The organism is Ruegeria sp., assembly GCF_028066395.1.
Taxonomy (GTDB): Bacteria; Pseudomonadota; Alphaproteobacteria; order Rhodobacterales; family Rhodobacteraceae; genus Ruegeria.
Genome location: NZ_JALCBM010000068.1, coordinates 21,260 through 23,136, shown reverse-complemented (window position 1 = coordinate 23,136; position 1,877 = coordinate 21,260). Strand labels below are relative to the sequence as shown.

Below are 1,877 nucleotides of genomic sequence, written 5' to 3'. Positions count from 1 at the left end.
GGGTCGAGCGCCTGAATTTCGCCCTCGACGCGGGTTTGTTCGGGGTATTCGACGAAGATATTCGAGCGCAGCAGGATATCGCGGTGCAGCTCGGTTTTGCCGGGGCAGTCGCCGCCAATGGCGTTGATGTGGACGCCGGGGCCGACCATGTTGTCGGTCAGGATCGTGGCGTATTTCTTGTCCGCCGTGCAGGTGGTGATGATCTGAGCGCCCTCAATGGCCTCTTCCGGCGTTTTGCAGGATATGACCGTCAGGCCCTTACCTTGGAGGTTGGCGGCGCATTTGGCGGTGGCGTTGGGGTCGATGTCGTAAAGCCGCACGGTGGTGATCCCGCACATGGCCTTGAAGGCGAGGCATTGGAACTCGGACTGGGCGCCGTTGCCGATCATCGCCATCGTGGAGGCCGATTTCGGTGCCAGATAGCGCCCGACCAGCGCCGAGGTGGCCGCTGTGCGCAACGCTGTGAGCATGGTCATTTCAGTCAGCAGGGTTGGATAACCGGTATAGACATCCGCCAGCAGGCCGAAGGCGGTTACGGTCTGGAGCCCCTCGGATGTGTTCTTGGGGTGGCCGTTGACATATTTGAACCCGTAAGCCTCGCCATCCGAGGTGGGCATCAGTTCGATCACGCCGTGGGGGGAATGTGCCGGGATGCGCGGGGTTTTGTCGAAGCTTTCCCAGCGCTTGAAATCCGCCTCGATCTGGTCGGCGATCTGGGTGATCATCCGCTCGACCCCGATATGGTGGACCAGGCGCATCATGTTATCGACGGAAACGAAGGGCACCAGGGCCTTGTCGGAAGGGTGGGTCATCAGAAACTCCGGGTCGGGCGGTCGAAGATGCGCCGCCCCATCAGCGAGGCGGCCAGATCGACCATCAGGGTTGCGGTGCGGCCGCGTTCATCCAGAAACGGGTTCAGCTCGACCAGATCGAGCGAGCAGACGAGCCCGCTTTCATGCAGCAATTCCATGACCAGATGCGCCTCGCGTTCAGTTGCGCCGCCCGGGACGGTGGTGCCGACCGCAGGAGCGATGGCAGGGTCGAGGAAATCGACATCCAGTGAGACGTGCAGCAGGCCATTTGCCGCGCGGACCTTGTCGAGGAAAGCCATCAGCGGGGCTTTGATACCGTGTTCGTCGATGCTGCGCATGTCGGCCAGCATCGCGTGATCCTTTTCCAACACGGCGCGCTCCGCCGGATCGACTGAGCGCAATCCGATCATTCCGACGCGGTGGGTTGGCACGGGTGCGGTAAGGGGCGGGAAAGCCTCAAATCCGGGCTGGCCGGTGAAATAGGCCACCGGCGTGCCGTGCAGGTTGCCGCTGCCGGTGCTGTCGGGCGTGTGGAAATCGCTATGTGCGTCCAGCCACAGAACGAACAGAGGTCGACCTAAGCGGTCCGCATGGGCCGCCATCCCGGCCACGGTGCCCATCGACAGGGCATGATCGCCGCCCATGAAGATCGGCAGGCCCTGTTGGGCCGCCTGCTGTGCGGTGTGGACCAGCGCTTGGGTGCAGCCGACGCATTCGGGCAAGGAAAACAGGTGCGGGTGATCCGGGATTTCGACCGATACAGGCCGGGTGTCGCCGATGTCAGTGACAGTGTGACCGAGATCGACCAAAGCCTGTTCCAGCCCAGCCACGCGATAGGCGTCAGGACCCATGCGGCAACCCTGCCGCCGCTTTCCGGCATCCATCGGGACACCGGCCAGAATTATGTTCATTTTGTCCATATGCCTATCTAGTCACGCGAGTTGGGTTGCGGGAAGAAGGCAAATTGTTCAAAATGAAAGCCAGTTTGACAAAATGGAAAACATCCTTGGACGATTTGGACAACCGCCTGCTGAATGCGCTGCATCGCGATGCCCGGGCCTCGCT

At 61.7% G+C, this 1,877-nt stretch carries 2 protein-coding genes; both read right to left on the bottom strand.

The window, feature by feature from the left end; genetic code table 11:
* A partial coding sequence (locus tag MPJ51_RS17815; protein ID WP_298389433.1) for an ornithine cyclodeaminase occupies window positions 1-812 on the bottom strand: 812 nt, incomplete at its 3' end.
* On the bottom strand, window positions 812-1,732 hold the full coding sequence (rocF, locus tag MPJ51_RS17810; protein ID WP_298389431.1) for an arginase: 921 nt from the start codon (window positions 1,730-1,732) through the stop codon (window positions 812-814). The genes rocF and MPJ51_RS17815, both read right to left, overlap by 1 nt.
* Window positions 1,733-1,877: the final 145 nt, after the last annotated feature.